Origin of the sequence: uncultured Granulicatella sp., assembly GCF_963516875.1 — a bacterium.
GTDB lineage: Bacteria > Bacillota > Bacilli > Lactobacillales > Aerococcaceae > Granulicatella.
On record NZ_CAUQCL010000001.1, the window covers coordinates 173,410 to 194,095 of the forward strand.

Here is a 20,686-nt window from a genome sequence, read left to right on the forward strand (position 1 = left end):
ACAATCAAAAACTCCTGTCACTTCGATATGACAGGAGTTTTATTTATGAAATTTGACCGTCTCTTAATTTTTGAACAAAGCGTTCTAAACGTTCAATAGCTTTTTTCAAACTATCTAATGAGTAGGCATAAGAAATTCGAACAAATCCTTCTCCACTTTCACCAAAAGCAGATCCCGGAACAACAGCTACACGTTCTTCTTGCACTAATTTTGTTGCAAACTCTTCAGAAGTCATTCCAAATCGAGAAATATTTGGGAAGATGTAGAAGGCTCCAAATGGTTCAAAACATGGAATTCCTAATTCTTCCATTTTCTTCAATAAATAACGTCTACGTTGATTATAACTGTCTCTCATTTCAATTACATCATCATCGCAATTTTTCAATGCATCAATTCCTGCATATTGACTTGTTGTGGGTGCTGCCATAATCGTGAATTGGTGAATTTTAATCATTTGTCGCATAATCTCTGCTGGCGCAAGAGCATATCCCATTCTCCATCCTGTCATTGCAAAAGCTTTTGAGAATCCATTAATTAAAATCGTTCTTTCTTTCATCCCTTCGATTTCTACAATACTCACATGGCGCTCTCCTGTATACGTTAATTCTGAATAAATTTCATCTGAAATTACGACAACATTATGTTTACGAATCACCTCAGCAATTGCTTCTAAATCTTCTCTTCTCATTACAGCACCAGTTGGATTGTTTGGGAATGACAATACAATTGCTTTTGTTTTTGGAGTAATGGCTGCTTCTAATTCTTCAGGAGTCAATCGGAATTGATTTTCTTCTTTTAATGGAATTGTTACAGGAATACCATTTGATAACACAATACATGGCAAGTATGAAACATAACAAGGCTCACAAAATACGACTTCATCACCAGGATTCAATAAAGCACGCATCGCTAAATCAATGGCTTCACTTCCTCCAACCGTTACAAGAGCTTCTGTCATCGGATCATACTTCACTCCTTGACGGCGCTCGGTAAAATTACAAATTTCTTGACGTAATTCTTTTAAACCGGCGTTAGCAGTATAAAAAGTTCTCCCTTTTTGAAGAGAATAAATCCCTTCATCTCGTACATGCCATGGAGTATCAAAATCTGGTTCTCCTACCCCTAAACTAATAACATCTTCTAATTCATTTGCAATATCAAAAAATCTACGAATACCAGAAGGTTTAATTCCTGTTACTTTATGACTTAATAATGATTCAATCATGGAGTAACCACCATCCGTTTATCGCCTTTATTTCCTACAAACATCGTGCCATGGTCTTTATATTGTTTTAACACTACATGCGTTGTCGTTGATTGAACTTCTTCAATTACAGATAAACGACTAGATACAAATGCCGCAATATCTCTCATTGGTGCTTTTTTCAATTTCACCATAAAATCATATCCACCAGACATTAAATATAAATCTTCTACTTCTGGGAAGTGGTAAATCTTATCAGCGATACGATCAAATCCCATTCCTCGTTGCGGGTTTACTTTTAACTCGATAATGGCTGATACATTCACGTCATCTGTTTTTTCCCAGTTAATTAATGTATGATACCCACAAATAACTTTTTGGTCTTCTAATTCTTGAATTCTTCTTTGAACTTCTGTTGGTTCAATCGCTAATAAAGTCGCAATTTCTTCTGTTGTTAATCGACTGTTTTTTTCAATTAATTTTAAAATTTGTTCATTTACATCTTTAAACATATTTCTTCCTCCTATTCAAATTCGGTCATATCTTCTATATTGTATCCTACTTTCTAAAAAAATCCTAACCATTTCTTATTTTTTTAGAATTGTTTTATCTCTTTTATTTTCTTGCCCACTTACTAAAGGCATCTAATGAGTTGTGCATCCATTGACGAGATTGCTTTTTGAATTGTTGCAGTATATTTTTCTTCTTCACTTGAACATGAACTACTGGTTTTTGAACCGTTATTTCTTCTGTTTCTATTTCATTCTTAACAATAAAAGCTTGCACTTCTGCATTTTGTTTTCCTTGCTTCATACGGCTTGCGATTTTTGTTTCTAATAACATACTACTTTCCTGAATCGTAAAGGAATTTTCTTTTTTTAATAATAATGCCATCATTTCAATCCCACTATAACAACAAGCACTTAGCATCATTACTAAATAATACGATTGTTGATGGACAAAACATAATTGTTGATATGATTGGAACTTTCTTTGTTGAAGATTTTCTAACACTTCCAACATACGATTCGCTTCAATTTGATTACCAAAATAAGCATACGCAGTTCCTAAAATTTCAATTATTTGTTTGAAAACTTGACGGATATCTATAGAAGCTTGGAAGATAGTATTGATTTTCTGTTCCACTATCTGTTTAGCCATCTGAAGTTTTTTCTTACAATCGATTTTTTGCAAACTTACAAGCGTTTCTACCTTTGTCTGAGGCGCACATTCTAATAATAAATCTAATAATTCCTCTAATCCAAATGACGGAAGATGTACTGATTCATAAATGGGATAAGGTGCTGCCATCACATTGATGATTCCTTTTACTGGAAGAGATAAGTCGACTAATTGACTTTGAAATTGTTCAGCTTTTGTTCCAATAGATTGTGTTAAGGCAACAATCGTCGGAAGTTGATGAGCTATTTGTAATAAATTTTCTCTAGTCTTGACAGAGAATTCATCACTAGAACCATTTAGGCAATAAATACATGCATCATAATCCAATACAGTTGGAAGTTCCTCAAATAGTGAATACTCTTCTACTTGGAATTGTGGAATACTTTCATTTTTCTTTAAATCAAATAAGGATTGAATTAACGTTGTTTTTCCAACCTTAGATTCTCCTATGACTAACAAACGATACGTTGGTAATTTTTCCAATTGGTTTTCTAACGCCGTTTGAAACATATTTGTCACTTCCACCATCATCTCTCCCTTCCATAACGCACTTATCATACCATATTCTGCCTAAAAACTCTTGTACCTAAATGGTTAAATTTTTATTAGGATTTTTGAAATAAAAAAAGGAAATAACTTTTTATAGTAGCCTTAGCACTAGAATCCACACTGGATTCTAGTGCAGGAAAAATCAAGACCTTAGGCTCGATTTTTAGCCATGAAACTGAAGGTTTGCTGGCGTCCTCCGCTACTATATTAAAAAGTCATTTCCACCAACTCTTAAACGTTCTCTAATAAGTTAACGCCCCAAGAGAAAAGACTTTCGCAGTAGCAAAAATGGTAGAAGCTACTTTACTAGCTTCTACCATTTGGAAAATTTGAGACTCAAGACTTAAATTTTAGCCATGAGATTCGCATAGCAAAGCTGCTTGCATCCTCCGCTACTATATCAAAAAGTCATTTCCGCCAACTCTTATACGTACTCTCATCCTTACACGCAAAAAAGGAAAAGGCTTATTATAGTAGCGCAAGCACTAGAATACAAACTGTATTCTAGTGCAGGAAAAATTGAGACCTTAGGCTCAATTTTTAGCAATGAGACTCGCAAAAGCGAGGCTGCTTGCGTCCTCCGCTACTATATTAATAAGCCTTTTCCGACCTATTACTTGGCTAACGAGCCCATGGGATCCCATGGTGCTAATACAATTGGTTCAGAATCAAATGCTGCTAATTGCTCAGCTGTTAAGAATTCCTTACGCACCACAATTTGATACGTAAATTCATCCATCCATTCATCTGACATCATCCAGAATCCATCGACCCCAGATTTTTCTCCCCAACTATTTTCTACTTTCCAACGAGTTGGTTTTCCATTTACTAAATCAACCCCAGTTAATACCATGGCATGAGTCATTAAACTTTCTCCATATTCTAAGCGATCTGCTTTAGAAAGTTTGAAATCTAACCCCAATAAACCTTTCAAATCATAATGATCCATTGCCATCAATCCAGTATCACGACCTGAGAATTGACCCACATCACAACCAAACCAAATTGATTCTCCTTGTTCTAATTGTTGAATTGCAAGTTTCTTGAAAGTATCCATTTCTACATTTAAGTATTTTACAGGAGTTCCTCCCACAACGTTTCCTAACATTTCAACAGTATAAGAGCGATTGTATGGTTTGTCTGCTGTTGGTGCATTAATAATTGATACATATTGTTCTAAATCTAACCCTACAAACTGCTTATAAAATGTTTGTGGTGTTAAATTTTCATAGTGATGATATTCTTTATCTTTATCACGATAAGAAAAATCAAACACTTCTGGTGGAGTCCCTAAACTGATGGCTAGTAAATCATAGACTTCCTTCATCAATTGTTTACGAACTTCCAAGATTTTTTCTTCAGTAGCTCCCCCTGCTACTAAATCTCTTAAAATTTTCGCATCTTCGCGTAATTTTTTGTTTAAGTATTTATTCAACTCTCCTGAAGCTGAACTACTAAAACTTTCTGGCATTACTGCCTTTGGTACAACACCATATTTATTAAAGATGGAAACAATCATATCCCATTGTCCACCATCTTGTTGTGGTGTTTGAAGTAAGAAGGCAACATTACGACTTGTAATTGGTTCATGAGCCGTTTTTAAAATATTCTCATGGAAAAAATTCGCCTTCTCATATTTATCCCAGAAAAAAGTATAGCTTTGAGAAAGTTCAAATTCCTCTAGCTTAAACTCATTAAAGATTTTATGACGGAACGTGTTTAGTGCAGCAAACATCCAACATCTCCCAGATTGTTTTTGGTTTGCCACCTTTCCATGTTCCAAATCAATGGAATAAACGGGCGGGTTTTTCACGATGGCTTCTACATTTTGGCTAGAAGCGTGAATCCCATTTTTCACAGTTGCATGTTGTGCAACTTTCTTTTGTCCGTCAGATTGAAATTTTTGACGGAACTCATCAGTCATGTCTTTTGTTAAAAACATATACTCATCTCCTTTTCCTTTTGTATTCTACATCATACTCCTCATATATAATTTTTTTCAAGTAAAAAGAGAAAGTTTTGAAATTATTTAAGGTTTATGGATTAAAAATGAAAAATTCAAGAAAATATCTTACAACAAATCCAAAGTTTCTGAGCAAACAAAAAACACCGTAGAAATTTCTACAGTGCTTTTATTCTTAAAAATTTACTAATCTTTGTGCTTGATCTAATTCAAAAGCTCTTACTTCACGAGGTAAGAAACGACGAATTTCATCTTCGTTATATCCTACTTGGAATCTCTTTTCGTCCAACATAATTGGGCGACGTAATAAGCCTGGGTTTTCTTGAATTAAAACAAATAATTGATTCAAAGGAACTTCATCTAAATCTAAGTTTAGTTCTTGGAATGCCTTTGAGCGTGTTGAAATAATTTCTTCTGTTCCATCTTCCGTCATACGTAAAATATTTTTAATTTCGTCAATTGTTAATGGTTCTGAGAAAATATTTCTTTCAGTATATGCGATAGTGTGCTCTTCTAACCATGCACGTGCTTTACGGCATGAAGTACAACTTGGTGATGTATATAATGTAACCATGAAATCGCTCCTTCTCGATGAGCTAGTTTAGATGGGCTCATCACGTTTTATATTATATATTATTTTTAGAATAAAATCTATACAAATTTCGTAATTTCATCAATTTTTCACAAAATATTTTTTTATGAGCCCCTAAAACTAATTCATTAAAACCTGATTATTTCAAGGCTTAATCTTTTTTTAATTTTTGTCAAGCAATATCCTTTTTCACATTTCAGGGATATTCCGATAATCTTCTACTATTACAGCTTCAAGTTAATATTTTTAGCAGGAAATTTCTTGTGTAAATTTTCCAAAAATACGGTATAATAAGACTAATTCATTGAATTTTAAAGGAGAATATATATGACTAAAAAGAAAATTTTCTCTGGAGTACAACCTTCAGCTATCCCAACCATTGGAAACTATATTGGTGCGATGAAAAATTTCGTTGCCTTACAAGACGAATATGACTGCACATACTGTATCGTAAACCAACATGCGATTACAGTTCCACAAGACCCTAAAAAATTAAAAGAACAAACTCGTTCACTTGCTGCTTTATACTTAGCAATTGGATTAGATCCTGAAAAATCTACGATTTTCGTTCAATCAGAAGTTCCAGCACATGCTCAAGCTGCATGGATTGTACAATGTAATGTCGGTGTTGGCGAATTAGAACGTATGACACAATACAAAGATAAATCTCAAAAACAACAATCCGTATCTGCAGGTTTATTAACTTACCCACCATTAATGGTAGCAGATATTGTTTTATACAATGCTGAAGTTGTTCCAGTTGGGGAAGACCAAAAACAACATATGGAATTAACACGTGACTTTGTCGCTCGTTTTAATAGCCGTTATGGAAACGGAAATGAATTATTAAAAATGCCAGAACCATTTATTCCAAAAGCTGGAGCACGTGTCATGAGCTTACAAACTCCTACGAAAAAAATGAGTAAATCAGATGTCAATGTAAAAGAATACATTAGCATGTTAGATGAACCAGCAACTATTCGTAAAAAAATTAAAAGCGCAGTGACGGATTCAAGTGGTATCATTGAATACAACCCAACTGAAAAACCAGGAATTTCTAATCTTTTAACAATCTTCAGCGCATTTTCAAACCGTAGTATTGAAGATTTAGTAGAAACTTATAAAGATTCAGGTTATGGAACATTCAAAGCTGACTTAGCAGAAGCAATCGTTGCAGTAATGGAACCAATCCAAGAACGTTACTATGAATTATTAAATTCTAAACAATTAGATGAAATTTTAGATGAAGGAGCTAAAAAAGCTAACGCTGTTGCTTCTAAAACTCTTCGTAAAATGGAAAAAGCTGTCGGCTTTGCAAGATAATCATTCAAAACCAAAAATCCTGTCGGTAACATTACTGACAGGATTTTTATTTCATTACATTTTATTATACTTTTTGAATCCAACCTTCTGGAGCTTCGACATCTCCATATTGAATTCCTACTAATTCATCATATAAACGACGAGTCACTGGTCCTACTTCTGTTTCTGAATAGAATACATGGAAGTTATCTCCATTTTGAATTCCAGCAATTGGTGAAATAACCGCTGCTGTACCACATGCTCCAGCTTCTGTAAATTCATCTAATTTATCAATGTATACATCTGCTTCTTTAACTACCATTCCTAAACGATGTTCTGCTAACCATAATAATGAGTATTTAGTAATACTTGGTAAAATTGATGGAGAGTATGGAGTGATGAATTGATTATCTTTAGTAATTCCAAAGAAATTCGCAGCTCCTACTTCTTCAATCTTAGTATGTGTCAATGGATCTAAATAAATGCAGTCACTAAATTGACGTTTTTTAGCTTCTTTACCAGGTAATAAGCTAGCCGCATAGTTACCGCCAACTTTTGCAGCACCAGTCCCTACAGGAGCAGCACGGTCATATTCACTCACCACAAAGCTAGTTGGTGTTAAACCACCTTTGAAATAAGCTCCAACCGGCATTACGAAAACAGTGAAAATATATTCTGGTGCTGGACTAACACCAATTGTATCGCCTACCCCAATCATTAATGGACGAATGTATAAACTTCCACCTGTTCCATATGGAGGAATCCAATGTTCATTTGCACGAACAACTTCTTTTACTGCTTCAACAAAACGTTCTTCTGGAAATTCTGGCATTAATAAACGTCTACAAGAACGTGCAAAACGTGCCGCATTTTGGTCAGGACGGAATAAATTAATGCTACCATCTTTACAACGATAAGCTTTCAATCCTTCAAACGCTTGTTGTCCATAATGGAGTGCTGTTGAGGCTTCACTAATATGAAGTACATTATCTTCTACTAAAGCTCCATTATCCCACTGACCATCTTTATAATAACTAATATAACGATAGTCTGTTTTAATATAACTAAATCCTAAATTTTTCCAATCTAAATCTACTGTTTTTGTCATAACAACACTTCCCTTAAAATTATTTTACTGGCTTATAATCTCCCGTTACTTGATCCATCTCTTCTAAAATTTTCGTTGATTGTGTATATCGGAAAAATCCGAAACTACTTGATCCACTTTGTTCTTGATGACGAATGTGAATATCAATCGAATCTTTCGTCTGAGCTTGGACTAATATCGTATAATGATTATCCAGTAAGACTTGTTTCTTCGTTTCAATCTCTTTAATCGCTTCTTTTGCTAATGCATTGAGTTCGGTAGTAGTGCTTCCTTCTTTAGTTGAGGAAACTGTTGTCGTCGTTTCTTCAACTTTTGATGTCACAGCGGATTCACCATTTTTAGAAACATTGACCATATCAGCTTGGTTAAAAGTTTCTGTACGCCCAGCACAGCCCATAAATCCAATTGCTAATACACTGACTACTAATTTCCATGAACGTCTCATGGTATCCTTCCTTTCCACTTGCTTAGTTTCATAACTTTTCAAAAAAATGATAACGTGAAAACAATTATTAAATTATTTTCAATTTTACAATTTTTCCAGTTATTGTCAAGATGAATTGTATAAAAAAGAGTAGGAAAAATCAAATACTTCTTTTGATTTCATCCTACTCCTATCAAATTCATTATTTTCCTTGTGTAGTTTGAGATTGTTCTGTTACAGTCGGTGTATTATCTGAAAAATCTTTCAAAGCATTTTTCAATGTATCATCTGTAATTTTCACATCTGCTTCTTTCACTAATGAAGAAACTACTGAATGAATTGTAGCTGTATCTTTTAATTTTTCCGCTAATAATTCATCTTCTAATGTAGAACGTACATCATTTAATGAGCCTTTTTCAGGTTTGTCTACTAATTTAATCACATGGTATCCATATTGTGTTAATACTGGTTCTTCTGTGATGGCTCCTACTTTTAGACCATAGGCTGCATCTGCAAATTCTTTCACCATGTCAGTTCGTTTAAATGGTCCAACTTTCCCACCATTTTCTGCCGTACTTTTATCTGTTGAATTTTCTTTTGCTAATGTATCAAAATCAGCACCATCTTTTAATTGTTTAATGATATCTTCAGCTTTTTTCTTCGCTTCTGCTTTTTCATCATCAGAAGCATTTTGAGCAACTCCTATTAAAATATGTTGCGCTGTTGCTTTTGGTTCCCAAGAATCATAATATTTTTGAATTTCTTCATCGCTAAATTTATTAGCTTTTTTAACTGCAGCAGTAATTAATTTATTTAAGTACACTGTATCACGATATCCATCTACTGAAGTGAAGCCGTTACGTGCTAATACAGCTTTTAAAGCATCTTCTCCACCATATTGTGTCACTTGGTTTGCAACTTCTTTTTTTGCTTCCTCTTCTAAGGCTTTTTTATCAGATGCATTATTTTCTAAAACTTTTTGCAACACTAAACGTTGTAAAGTTTGTTCTCCTGATGTTGCTTTTAAAGCTTTATAAAATTCCTCCTGGGTAACATTACCTGCTTTTGAAGTCGCTACAGCTGATTGATTATTCGAACACGCTGCTAACGCTAAAGTTGATGCTACAGCTAACATCCCCATCATAGTTTTTTTCATTCTTTCCACTCCTGTCATACTACTAAATATTGCATTTCTCACAATATACCATATTTTCAACTTATTGCCTAGCATTTGAAAAAAAGACAATATTTTTTTCTAAAAATCTTCATATAATCCAACTAGTTTATGAATAATATCGAAAGAAAAAAAGACTGGATTTACATCCAATCTTTTAAAATGCTTATTTTAAAATACGAATCGTAATTGTACGACGTCCAAAATTATATGTTTCTGCTACTGTTGTAAAGTGAACATCAATTTTATTTCCAACAATTGCTCCACCAGTATCAGCTGCACGGAATACTCCATATCCTGGAATTTCGACCATTGTTCCTAAAGGAATTACTCGAGGATCTACTGCAATGACCATTGGGTCATTCACTAAGTTTGTCCCATCTGCTGTGTAATTTGATAATCCTGGCTCTGCGTATGAATATGCTGTTGCTTCAACCGTTAATGTGTACCCTTCTGTTGAAGAAGCGGCAGTCGTTTGTACTTCTTGTGAAGTGACTGTTTGCGGAGTTGGCTCTACTGCTTTCACTTCTACAACTTCTGTATTATCTTCTACTTTGTAAGTATGCTCTTCTTCTTCAGTTTTCACAACTACTTCTTGTTTATCAGCAGAAAACTTAATCGTTGTGCCTGCATAAATTAAATTAGCATTTTGAATGTCGTTTACACGAATTAATGCATCTAATGATACATCCATTGCTTCCGCAATAACAGATAATGTATCACCATATTTAACAGTGTACTCTTGTACCCCTTCTTCATTATGAATAATTTCATCTTTTACTTCATCTGTAGTACGTGCTACCCATTCATCAGCCTTAGCTGTTGAAGTTGTCATTCCTGAAATTCCTAGAAAAGCTACTGCGATTGTTGCCAACACCGTCTTCTTTAGTGTAAATTTCATAAACATCCTTTCCGACTCTCTACTAAAAAATTTCATTTCGAGAATCTACCGCTAAAAATTTCCAAATGCGGTTTTCTTTGATGTAACTACTGTAACACGAAAAAATAGCAAAATGTTGATTTCATGCGATTTGTTAAGGCTCTTTAAATAAATTGACTTTTTATGATAGTTAGATTACAGAAAAACAATACGAACATATGTTTTTTGTTACGTTTGTCATCTTTTTGTAACATTACCTTAAATTTCTCTTTAATTTTTGTTCGTGTAAAATTGAAATATTACAACTTTGAAAGCGGTTTATTTGCTAAAAACGTTATTTTTGTACTTAAAAAAACAAAAAAAGCACCCTCATCTCTACTTAAAAGAGGAGGGTAAATGAATTTATTTTACCAATTTTTTGCATCATATAAAACGAAAGACTTCCCATAGTAGCATTAGTAATATCAGCCAAGCATGGCTGATATTACTGGAAACTTCGAGACCTAGGCTCGAAGTTTAGGCATGAAACCGAAGGTTTGCTGCCGTCCTTTTGCTACTATAACAGGAAGTCTATTCAAATATTTTTTTCTTATTTATCTTCTTCCGTCTTACGTTTTCTATCACGGTCACGTTTCATTTGGCTTGAACGTAATTGACCACACGCTGCTTCAATATCATGACCGAATTCTTTACGAACCACACAGTTAATATGATTCTTCTTCAATACATCATAGAAAGCTACTACACGATCCTTACTACTACGTTCATATTGGTCGTGCTCACGAACTTTATTATAAGGAATCAAGTTTACATACGATAAACGTTTCTTGTCTGCTAATAAATCTGCTAATTGTTGCGCTTGTTCTACAGAATCATTGACATGGTCCAACATAATATATTCAAACGTCACACGACGGTTTGTTGTACGAATATATTCATTAATGGCTTCCATCACCACTTCAATAGGGTATTTACGGTTAATACGCATAATTTTAGAACGAGTATCATTATCGGGAGCATGTAGCGATAACGCTAAGTTTACCTGCAATCCTTCTTTAGCAAAATCTAAAATTTTAGGAGCAAGTCCACTAGTAGATACCGTAATATGACGAGCACCAATGGCTAAACCTGTATCTGAATTGACTACTTTTAAGAACTTAATCACATTATCATAGTTATCAAATGGTTCCCCAATTCCCATTACTACGATATGACTCACACGGTCTCCAGGAGCTACCTCATCTAATGTACGTTGCACATGCATTACTTGTGCTACAATTTCTCCAGCGACTAAGTCACGTTGTTTTGCAATAATACCGCTGGCACAGAAAGTACAACCGATATTACATCCTACTTGTGTTGTTACACAGATTGATAGACCATATTCTTGTGGCATTAATACTGTTTCAATTAATAATCCATCTGCTAATTCAAATAAGAACTTACGAGTACCATCTGTTGATTGTTGCTTAATTTTTTCATTTAATACTGGGAATGTAAAAGTTTCATTTAATTTTGCAATTAAATCTTTTGATAAGTTTGTCATTTCTTCAAAACTTGTCACACGTTTACGATATAACCAATCCCATAATTGTCCTGCTCTGAATTTTTTCTCTCCATGTTCTTCAAACCATGCGACTAAATCTTCATATGGATATCCATAAATAATTGGTTTTCCTTCATATTCACGAACACGTCTTCCGATTTTTGTTACCATTTCTAATCCTTCTTTCTAGCATGCAAATGCTTTTTCAATTTCTTCTAATGTTTTTCCTGAACTTAATAAAACACTTAGTTTCATACGAGCTTTTTGCCCACTCAATCCAGTTGTAAAAATGACACCAGACTGTCTTAATTGTTTACCTCCACCTAAATAATCGTAAACATCATAAGTAACACCGTTAAATGCTCTAGAAACTAATACTACGGGAATTCCTGCCTCTAAACATCTTTGTAAGGCTGGTAATGTTGCTGGTGGTAAATTCCCCGCTCCTAGCGCTTCAATAACGACACCTTTTGCATGATATTCGCAAAGTGCATCGAGTAATAGTCCATCCATTCCCGCATAAGCTTTTAATAAGTAGACTCCTGTTTGAACTTCTTCAATTGGATAGTATTCTTGTTTTAATAATCGTTGGAAATAAATGACTTCACTTTTAGAAACTAATCCTAGTGGGCCAAAAGTTGGTGTTTGGAAAGTTGCGACATTCGTTGTATGAGTTTTTGTCACATAAGTAGCAGTATGAACTTCATCATTCATCACAACAACGACCCCTTTATCCTTCGATTCTGGAGAAGCTGCAACAATTAAGGAACTACGTAAATTCGCTAAGCCGTCTGACCCAATCTCATTACTTGATCTCATTGCTCCAGTTACCACAATGGGAATCGATAAATTCGTTGTTAATTCTAAAAAATACGCTGTTTCTTCTAAAGTATCTGTTCCATGAGTAACCACAACTCCCGTATATCCCTCTTCAACAGCTGTTAAAATTCTTTTTCTTAATTGCATCATATGAGATTCTTGCATATGAGGAGAAGGTAAATTAAATAAATCTTCTGTATGAATATCTCCAATTAAGTTAAATAAATGCGCACTCGATAATAAAGGATTTTCACCATTCGGAGATACTTTTCCAGTAGAATGGTCTTCGCTCATTGCAATGGTTCCACCTGTATTAATGATTAAAATTTTTGCCATGCTTCAACCTCCTTATCTTTCATGCAAAATCTCTTAGTACATTTTTCATATAATCTTAGTCTACCATAATCTAGACTGTAAAAAAAGAAAAGACTTGAATGAAGCCAAGTCTTTTCGTGTACCATTTATTGTTTTTGATATTGTCTTTGATGTTGATGAACTCCTGAAAGAATAAATGGACTAGCATCTTCCACTTGGAAAGTTTGTTCGCCACTTTCATCTACCATTTGACTAAATAATGTTTCGTATTCTTCAACCGTTACTTGTTTACGATCCTCTAATAATTGTTGGTGAGCTTCTACTCGCAATTGCTTTTCAAAGCCTTCCACTAATTCTCCAACGAAGAACTCTCCAACGGCTCCTGAGCCATAACTAAAGAATCCAATACGATCTCCTGCAACTAATACAGAACTGGTTTCAATTAAAGAAATAAAACTTAAAAATAATGATCCTGTATAAATATTTCCAACATGACGATTATAAGCTGTACTTTCTTGATAACGAGTCGTTAATCGTTCTTGTTCTTCTTCTGGCAATGCTTCTAAAAATGGTTTGAAAGCTTTTAATCCCATCTTAGTATATGGTAAGTGGAAGCAAATCGCTTCTAAATCTGCAAAAGTAGCTCCAGTTTGTGTTGCATAATCCGTCCAAACTTCTGCAAAGAAACGCATGTATTGTTCATTTGAGAATTTTCCATCTACCATTGGATAGGCTTCATAATTTGGACGCCAAAAATCCATTACATCATCTGTAAATAAGCTAGCTTCATCTTCTAAACGAAGTAAACGAGGTTCAGCTGAAACAATCATTGCCACTGCCCCTGCTCCTTGTGTTGGTTCCCCACCACTTTTTAAGCCGTATTTTGCAATATCACTTGCAATGACTAATACTTTTGATTCTGGATTCAAAGCGATATGCCCTTTTGCTAATTGCAATGCAGCTGTTGCTCCATAGCACGCATGTTTTAATTCCACACTACGAACTCGATTCGATAATCCTAATAATTTTTGAATATAGACTGCTGCAGATTTTGATTGATCAATTCCTGTTTCTGTTCCTACAAGAATCATATCAATGGCTTCTTTATCAGCTTCATCTAAAATTCCAATTGCTGCATTTGCGCCCATTGTGACAATATCTTGAGTCACAGGAGCTACTGCCATAGTGCTTTGCCCAATTCCTACTGTATATTTTGCTGGCTCTACTCCACGTTCTACTGCTAAATCCTCCATGGATAAGGCAAATGGTGGTGTATAAAATCCAATTTTATCAATTCCGATATTCATTTCTAACTCCCTTAATGTAATAAGTATCTATCCTAATAGTCTGCACGTACCATAGTAGCAAAAAATGGCGAAAGCTACAACGATTATCCCCGTTAAAAGCGATAATTTTAAAAAAACTTTAACTTTTTTATGTAGTATTTTAATAGGTTTCTGTGCAACTTTCGATTACAATAGTAAAGTAAATGAAATTTTAAGGAGAATGATATGAATTCAAACGATATTGTTATTATTAGCGCTACTAGAACAGCTATTGGAAAATTTGGAGGACAATTCGCTTCTATCAGTGCTGTTGAATTAGGTACAGCAGCTGCAAAATCAGCCATTCAAAAAGGAAATATAGATCCAACTTTAATCGACACAGTCATTTTTGGGCAAGTATTACAAGCAGGACTCGGTCAAAACCCTGCCCGTCAAGTTGCCTTAAACTCAGGATTACCTCACAGTAGTACAGCTTTAACTGTAAACGAAGTTTGTGGTTCTGGATTAAAATCTATTTTATTAGCAGCTCAAGCTATTCGCTTAGGCGATGCAAAAATTGTATTAGCTGGTGGAATGGAAAATATGTCTTTAGCACCACATCTACTCCCAAATCGATTTGCTACTAAAAATGGAAATTGCACGATGATTGATGCATTATTCCACGATGGCTTAACAGATGCTTTTTCAAATGAAGCAATGGGTATTACTGCTGAAAATCTAGTTGAAAAATACGGATTTTCTCGTCAACAATTAGATGAATTTGCAGCTCACTCTCAACAAAAAGCGTACCAAGCACAACAAAATGGCGCTTTTGATAAAGAAATTACACCTATTGAAATCACGAACAAAAAAACAAAACAAGTCGTAGCGATTAATAAAGATGAATTTATTCGTCCAGAAACAACTGTAGAATCTCTTGGTTCATTAAGACCTGCCTTTAAAAAAGATGGAACTGTAACAGCCGGAAATTCTTCAGGTATCAATGATGGAGCAGCCGCTTTAATTTTAACAACACGAGAAGTTGCCAATACTTTAAACTTGCCAATCTTAGCTACTTTAACAGGATATGCTGAAGCAGGAGTCGACCCTTCTATTATGGGAATTGGACCAGCCCCTGCCATAGAAAAATTAATTCAAAGAACGCATATCCCATTAGATCGAGTGGATTTATTTGAATTGAATGAAGCTTTTGCTGCTCAAAGTTTAGCAGTCATCAAAGACTTAAACATTAATCCTGAAAAAGTCAATGTTCACGGCGGTGCTATCGCATTAGGACATCCAATTGGGGCTTCAGGTGCTCGTATTGTGGTGACATTAATAAATGCTTTACAACAACGTCAATTACAAACTGGAATTGCCTCTCTATGTGTTGGTGGCGGAATGGGCGTAGCCTTAAGTTTAAAAATTGAACAATAACAATATACAAATAAGCCAAGCATCTACTCGGGATGCTTGGCTTGTTTCATTTCAAATTTCTTTTGTTTTTGTCGTTCTTGATAATAGTGTCGAATTTCTTCGTTTTCTTCTGTAGACTGATAAGCAACAGAGATTCGATGTTCTCCTGTCCAGCTTTCGACTAATTCTTCTACACTCGGTAATGTTAAAGTTGGAAGTTCTACTGAAATGGACAACGTATCTTTCCATATTTCATATCGAATTTGGAATAATAATCGACCAACTCTTAGTAAGATTTCTCGTTTTTCAGTATCCATTTGATAGGCTTTTTCGAAGAACTGTCGCATATACATTCTAAAATTATAATAGACATCATTAACCGTCTCTACACCCATTTCAAAAATTAATTCAAAAAATGTATCAAAAAAGAGTTTTAAATCTTCATCTGAAACTTCTTCTGTCCATTGTTTAAAAGTTTGATCCGTTAATTGGCTATTTCTCGTTAATTCAGTTAATTCAACAAAATGATCATCTTCAATATTCCACATTAAAGCACTATGCTGAGAAATCCCACTTCCCTGACTTTCAATAATATGATACGGAACTTGTGATTCTAACATTAAACCTACTATCGAATCTTGAGGAATGTATCTTTTTGCTTTTGAAACAACTCTTTGATATCCTTCTGTATTTAATATCGAACGATGAACCCCTGGAGCATCCCAACAATAAATTTGCTGTATTCGATGTTGAATATCTTCTTCTTGCATGGCACTTGCATATAAGGAAAGATTTCCACCTTTAGAATGTCCAGATATATTTAAACTTCCTGAGAAAAACTCTGCTTGTTTTCTTAAATACTCTATCGCATCTATTTGTGCAGGAATCAAGTCAGAATATGTCATCATAAAGTCTTCTTTCCAACCTGTTAAACTTTCATCCGTCCCTCTAAAAATAATCCATCGACTTTCTTCTTCCCATTGATAACAAACTGCAGCAAATTGTTTTGTTAATTCATCATCAATATCATTCATAAATCCGAATACTTTCACATCTTTGAAACGGGGACTTTTAGACACAACATCTAGTAATTGAATTCTTTCTTTCGTAATCATAAAAGGATTATTTTTGTGTTCTTTTTCTTTGATTGTTTCAAATTCTTTTCCTAACTGGTTCAGTGAAATTACAGTTTTTTCCTCAAAAGATGAAGACACAATTTCATCAAATGGTAAATAGGCAATTTCTGTTAAAACTAAAATATCAATATCCGTTACTAATTTTTCTTGAAATGTTTGAGCTTCGTATTGCTGTACATAAGTAATTAAATTTCCCATAAAAAGCTCCTTTCTGATACTTGTACTCTTTTGAGTAGTGTAGCACCTCCTTTGTAGAAATGCAAAATTAGAACATTAAAAAGACTTTCTACTGTAGTATGTTCATGAATCTCTCATCCTTACTACCTTAGAAAGTCTATTGTCTATTGTCTATTATTTATCTTGAATCCATTTTCCAGATGCATCTACACGATAACCATCTGGTGTTGTAGTATTCACTAACATTGCGCCAGATGAACCTAAATAATAATCTCCCACCCAACGGTTTTCTTGCATCACACCATCTGCATTGAAGTAGTACCATGCGTTACTAATTTTCTTCCAATCTGTTTGCATTGCTCCGCTATTATCCATATAGTACCAAGCTCCGCTCACTTTTTGCCAATTAGTAGTCATAACACCATTTCCGTCAAAATAATACCATGTACCGTTAATTTTTTTCCAGTCAGTTACTGCACTATTATCTTCATAATAAGACCAATTTCCATTATTTTGTTGCCATCCTGATAATGTTGTTTCTTCAGAATCATTTGTATCAGCCTCAGACGAAGAAGCTGCTTGTTGTTTATTTAATGGTGTTCCATCCGCTGTATGAGAACGATATGCACCTTTAGAACGACTAATTTCACATGCTACACCATCATGATCTCTATCTAAATGTTTAGAATATCCTTCTTCACCAACCGCTATATTTCCATATCCAGCAGCCCAAGCTTCCTTACAGTTATGGAAATACACACGAGCTTCTGCTTTTTGTTCTAAACTAAGAGCAAACAATGTTGCAGCGGTACTTAATACCACTAAACCTCTAATTTTTTTCATTTTACATCCTCCTTAATATAACAATTTTAGTATATCACAAAATAAATGATGAACAAGCAAAATTTTTCCTTCCTTTTTTTATAAGAGAGTGCTATACTTTGGACTTGAAAATAGTGAAACGGGGGCGTTAAAAATGCAATTAGGATTTGATAGCGAAAAATACCTGGAAGAACAAAGTCAATATATTTTAGAGCGAGTGAATAGTTATGACAAACTCTATTTAGAATTTGGTGGTAAACTCATTGGGGATTTTCACGCAATGAGAGTATTACCTGGATTTGATCCAGATGGAAAAGTGAAACTACTCTATCGACTAAGAAACCAAGCAGAAATTATTATTTGTGTTTATGCTGGGGATATCGAACAAAATAAAGTGCGTGGAGATTTAGGTATCACTTATGACCGTGATGTCTTAAGAATGATTGATGATTTGCACCACTGGGATTTAAAAATTAATAGCGTACTGATTACAAGATACACTGGTCAACCAGCTGCAACTCAATTCAAAAATATGTTAGAACGTAGAGGAATGACTGTTTATACTCACGGCCACACAGAAGGCTATCCAATGGATGTAGATACAATAGTCAGTGATGCTGGATACGGAGCCAACGCATACATTGAAACTACTCGTCCATTAGTCGTTGTAACTGCACCTGGTGCTAATAGCGGAAAATTAGCAACATGTTTAAGTCAACTATATCATGAAACTCAAAGAGGTCGTTCAGCAGGCTATGCAAAATTTGAAACATTCCCTGTATGGAATTTACCATTAAACCATCCTGTTAACATTGCCTATGAAGCTGCAACAGCTGATTTAGAGGATGTCAATATGATTGATCCATATCATTTGGAAAAATACGGTATTACGACTGTTAACTACAATCGTGATATTGAAGCATTCCCACTTTTAAGAAGAATTTTAAGAAAAATTTACAAAGACCAAGAAATTCCTTATTACTCACCAACAGATATGGGAGTTAACCGTGTTGGATTTGCCATTACAGATGATGCAGTCGTACAAGAAGCGTCAAAACAAGAAATAATTCGCAGATACTATCACTTACAATGCGATTACAAACGTGGAATTGGTACATTAGAAACTGCACAGCGGGGAAAATACATTATGGATGAAATGGGGCTAACCCCTCAAGATCGTCCTGTTGTAGAAACAGCATTAAGTAAAGCTAAAGAATCCAACAGTGAAGTCGTTGCCATCGAATTACCAAATGGTAAAATGATTACTGGTAAACAAAGCGAAACGATGACAGCAGGAGCAGCTTGCTTATTAAATGCGATTAAAGAATTAGCAGGTATTCAAAAAGATTTACATCTATTACCTCCTGTTATTCTTGAATCCATTACAAAATTAAGTCAAGATGTGTTCCATCAACAAAGACGCTCCCTCGATAGTAAGGAAGTACTTATTGCTTTAAGTATGTCTGCTGTTACAAATCCATCTGCAGAAGCCGCAAAAAATCAATTAGTCTTTTTAAGAAATTTACAAGCACATAGTACGGTTATTTTACAAAAAGCTGATGAAGAAATTTATCGTGATTTAGGAATTACCATTACTAGTGAACCATCCTTTGCAGGAAATAGTTTTTATTATAGCCATTAGAAACAAAACAGGATTGACGGACTCTCCCATCAATCCTGTTTTTTTATATTAATGAATTGCTCCTCCAATTGTTTTTAAATCCTCTTTATCTTGATATTCAATAACCGTTTCAACACAAAGCGTTAGAGCATGAACCATTTCTTCCAATTCCATAGAAGGAAATTGATTTTTATCTTTTACTTGTTCTGGTAAGAAAGGTACATGAATAAATCCAGCTTTTAACGTAGGATAGTTTTTTGAAGCATAATACAGTACTTGATACATAATATGATTACATACAAATGTTCCAGCAGTATTTGAAACAGAAGCAGAAAAACCAGCAGCAATCATCTTATCCACCATAGCTTTAATTGGTAATGTTGAAAAATACGCACTTTCTCCATCTTTTTGAATTGGAAAATCAATGGGTTGATTTTCCTCATTATCTGAAATACGTGCATCGTCAATATTTATCGCAATACGTTCAGGAGTAATCCCGTGTCTTCCTCCTGCTTGTCCTACACAAATAACAACATCAGGATTGAAACTTTCAATCTCTTTTTCTAACACTTCAAATGATTTCTGAAATACCGTAGGAATTTGAATTCCTTTTATTTCTACATCTTTTATTTTTTTAGGAATACGACGAACAACTTCCCAAGAAGGATTAATACTTTCTCCACCAAATGGATCAAAACCCGTTAATAAAATTTTCATTTGAACATTCTCCTTTTATGATATAAATACAAAAAAAGCACTCGCAAGAGTGCTAAGGATGACCCGTACGGGACTCGAACCCGTGTTACCGCCGTGAAAGGGCGGTGTCTTAACCGCTTGACCAACGGGCCAGTATTAAATTTAAAGCGGGTGACGAGAATCGAACTCGCGACAACAGCTTGGAAGGCTGTAGTTTTACCACTAAACTACACCCGCATACATACTATAAGTAAAAATGGCGCGAGACGGAATCGAACCGCCGACACATGGAGCTTCAATCCATTGCTCTACCAACTGAGCTACCGAGCCTTATTGCGGGAGCAGGATTTGAACCTACGACCTTCGGGTTATGAGCCCGACGAGCTACCGAGCTGCTCCATCCCGCGTTAATAAAAGGAGGATGTGGGATTCGAACCCACGCACGCTTTTACACGCCTGACGGTTTTCAAGACCGTTCCCTTCAGCCGGACTTGG

General features: G+C 34.8%; 18 protein-coding genes and 4 tRNA genes. 3 read left to right on the forward strand and 19 right to left on the reverse strand.

The window, feature by feature from the left end; all coding sequences use genetic code 11:
* Positions 1-43: 43 nt before the first annotated feature.
* The 5 genes from RWM24_RS00745 to spxA all read right to left on the reverse strand — a co-directional run bounded on the left by RWM24_RS00745 (position 44) and on the right by spxA (position 5,472).
* Entirely contained in the window at positions 44-1,225 is a 1,182-nt protein-coding gene (locus RWM24_RS00745) for an aminotransferase class I/II-fold pyridoxal phosphate-dependent enzyme (protein ID WP_314110640.1), read from the reverse strand.
* A complete protein-coding gene (locus RWM24_RS00750; RefSeq protein ID WP_314110641.1) occupies positions 1,222-1,716 on the reverse strand; it encodes an Lrp/AsnC family transcriptional regulator in 495 nt (164 codons plus the stop codon). Before RWM24_RS00750 ends, RWM24_RS00745 begins: the two co-directional genes overlap by 4 nt.
* A 103-nt stretch (positions 1,717-1,819) precedes the next feature.
* Entirely contained in the window at positions 1,820-2,944 is a 1,125-nt protein-coding gene (locus RWM24_RS00755; RefSeq protein WP_314110643.1) for a hypothetical protein, read from the reverse strand.
* A gap of 604 nt (positions 2,945-3,548) precedes the next feature.
* Positions 3,549-4,877, reverse strand: coding sequence for a C1 family peptidase (locus RWM24_RS00760; RefSeq protein ID WP_314110645.1), 1,329 nt, complete (start codon positions 4,875-4,877; stop codon positions 3,549-3,551).
* A gap of 196 nt (positions 4,878-5,073) precedes the next feature.
* Complete coding sequence (spxA, locus tag RWM24_RS00765; RefSeq protein ID WP_314110647.1) at positions 5,074-5,472, reverse strand: transcriptional regulator SpxA; 399 nt, start codon at positions 5,470-5,472, stop codon at positions 5,074-5,076.
* A gap of 345 nt (positions 5,473-5,817) precedes the next feature.
* Between spxA and trpS the strand changes: the two genes are divergently transcribed.
* Positions 5,818-6,813 carry a tryptophan--tRNA ligase gene (trpS, locus tag RWM24_RS00770; RefSeq protein WP_314110649.1) on the forward strand — a complete coding sequence of 332 codons (996 nt, stop codon included), beginning with the start codon at positions 5,818-5,820 and terminating at the stop codon, positions 6,811-6,813.
* A 64-nt stretch (positions 6,814-6,877) separates the two neighbouring features.
* Here the strand turns inward: trpS and RWM24_RS00775 are convergent, their stop codons facing one another.
* From RWM24_RS00775 to RWM24_RS00805, 7 genes are all read right to left on the reverse strand, one after another.
* The gene (locus RWM24_RS00775) at positions 6,878-7,900 is read right to left on the reverse strand and encodes a branched-chain amino acid aminotransferase (RefSeq protein ID WP_314110651.1); all 1,023 of its coding nucleotides are present in this window, start codon (positions 7,898-7,900) and stop codon (positions 6,878-6,880) included.
* Positions 7,901-7,919: 19 nt separating this feature from the next.
* Complete coding sequence (locus tag RWM24_RS00780) at positions 7,920-8,345, reverse strand: hypothetical protein (protein WP_314110653.1); 426 nt, start codon at positions 8,343-8,345, stop codon at positions 7,920-7,922.
* A gap of 181 nt (positions 8,346-8,526) precedes the next feature.
* The gene (locus tag RWM24_RS00785) at positions 8,527-9,480 is read right to left on the reverse strand and encodes a peptidylprolyl isomerase (RefSeq protein WP_314110655.1); all 954 of its coding nucleotides are present in this window, start codon (positions 9,478-9,480) and stop codon (positions 8,527-8,529) included.
* A gap of 184 nt (positions 9,481-9,664) precedes the next feature.
* Positions 9,665-10,399, reverse strand: coding sequence for a 3D domain-containing protein (locus RWM24_RS00790; RefSeq protein ID WP_314110657.1), 735 nt, complete (start codon positions 10,397-10,399; stop codon positions 9,665-9,667).
* A gap of 568 nt (positions 10,400-10,967) precedes the next feature.
* Positions 10,968-12,095: a 23S rRNA (adenine(2503)-C(2))-methyltransferase RlmN gene (rlmN, locus tag RWM24_RS00795; protein ID WP_314110659.1), complete on the reverse strand. Its 1,128-nt coding sequence runs from the start codon at positions 12,093-12,095 to the stop codon at positions 10,968-10,970.
* A 15-nt stretch (positions 12,096-12,110) separates the two neighbouring features.
* On the reverse strand, positions 12,111-13,079 hold the full coding sequence (locus RWM24_RS00800; protein ID WP_314110661.1) for an asparaginase: 969 nt from the start codon (positions 13,077-13,079) through the stop codon (positions 12,111-12,113).
* Between the two features lie 125 nt (positions 13,080-13,204).
* Positions 13,205-14,365: a hydroxymethylglutaryl-CoA synthase gene (locus RWM24_RS00805; protein WP_314110662.1), complete on the reverse strand. Its 1,161-nt coding sequence runs from the start codon at positions 14,363-14,365 to the stop codon at positions 13,205-13,207.
* Between the two features lie 204 nt (positions 14,366-14,569).
* Here RWM24_RS00805 and RWM24_RS00810 point away from each other — a divergent pair, with 204 nt between their 5' ends.
* Positions 14,570-15,760, forward strand: coding sequence for an acetyl-CoA C-acetyltransferase (locus tag RWM24_RS00810; protein WP_314110664.1), 1,191 nt, complete (start codon positions 14,570-14,572; stop codon positions 15,758-15,760).
* 23 nt (positions 15,761-15,783) lie between these two features.
* On the opposite strand, the gene RWM24_RS00815 is transcribed toward RWM24_RS00810, so the two are convergent.
* Positions 15,784-17,073 (reverse strand): Mbeg1-like protein, encoded by a 1,290-nt coding sequence (locus tag RWM24_RS00815; protein WP_314110666.1) that lies wholly within the window; start codon positions 17,071-17,073, stop codon positions 15,784-15,786.
* Positions 17,074-17,226: 153 nt separating this feature from the next.
* Entirely contained in the window at positions 17,227-17,895 is a 669-nt protein-coding gene (locus tag RWM24_RS00820; RefSeq protein WP_314110668.1) for an excalibur calcium-binding domain-containing protein, read from the reverse strand.
* Between the two features lie 133 nt (positions 17,896-18,028).
* On the opposite strand from RWM24_RS00820, the gene RWM24_RS00825 reads away from it, so the two are divergent.
* Entirely contained in the window at positions 18,029-19,516 is a 1,488-nt protein-coding gene (locus RWM24_RS00825) for a DUF1846 domain-containing protein (protein ID WP_314110670.1), read from the forward strand.
* A gap of 48 nt (positions 19,517-19,564) precedes the next feature.
* Here the strand turns inward: RWM24_RS00825 and pcp are convergent, their stop codons facing one another.
* The 5 genes from pcp to RWM24_RS00850 all read right to left on the reverse strand — a co-directional run bounded on the left by pcp (position 19,565) and on the right by RWM24_RS00850 (position 20,598).
* Positions 19,565-20,212: a pyroglutamyl-peptidase I gene (pcp, locus tag RWM24_RS00830; RefSeq protein ID WP_314110672.1), complete on the reverse strand. Its 648-nt coding sequence runs from the start codon at positions 20,210-20,212 to the stop codon at positions 19,565-19,567.
* 59 nt (positions 20,213-20,271) lie between these two features.
* Positions 20,272-20,343, reverse strand: a tRNA-Glu gene (locus RWM24_RS00835).
* Between the two features lie 14 nt (positions 20,344-20,357).
* Positions 20,358-20,428, reverse strand: a tRNA-Gly gene (locus RWM24_RS00840).
* Positions 20,429-20,448: 20 nt separating this feature from the next.
* Positions 20,449-20,521 (reverse strand) — tRNA-Phe (locus tag RWM24_RS00845).
* Between the two features lie 3 nt (positions 20,522-20,524).
* Positions 20,525-20,598 (reverse strand) — tRNA-Met (locus RWM24_RS00850).
* Positions 20,599-20,686 lie beyond the last annotated feature (88 nt).